Consider the following 546-nt stretch of genomic DNA (forward strand, 5'->3'; position numbering starts at 1 on the left):
GTCTCCGTCAAGGTCGGTAGATGCAAAGGCATCCAGAACAAGCGCTTCCCCGGCTTTCGCAACCCGGGACGTCCATCCGCTTGCCGCCACAGGAGCGATCCCGCTTGATGTGTCAAAAACGATCTCCGCCGCGCCAGACTGCAACCCGGTCGCATCGCTAACGATAAGCGCAACACCATAGACACCATGGTGATCTGGTGTGATGCCAAAGCGGATACCGGTACCAGTCAAGCCTGCAAGACTGCTGCCGGACGGTGCATCAGTCACCTGCCAGGCATAGCTCAGACGATCGCCATCCACATCTGTCGACACCGAACCATCAAACAACAGGCGCTGGCCGGTCCCGACAATACCACTAACCGCTATGGCCGCTTCGGGTGCGACTCCGTTGGTCCCGAGGTTAACGTCAATGCTCTGCAAAACACTGCCGCCGGCATCAAGAACCGACAGGCGCGCTTGGTAATGACCCGGTACATCTGGAACCAGGGACGCCCGCAGCTGATCCGATCCCGAAATCTCGGCCACACTCAGGGCGGGCCGCGTCAC

Annotated in this window: 1 protein-coding gene; it reads right to left on the reverse strand. The window is 59.9% G+C overall.

All coding sequences use genetic code 11. The annotated features are described in order from the left end of the window. A partial coding sequence (locus ACW9UQ_RS18735) for a PKD domain-containing protein (protein WP_458932494.1) occupies positions 1 to 546 on the reverse strand: 546 nt, incomplete at both ends.

Source organism: Halovulum sp. GXIMD14793 (assembly GCF_054457435.1).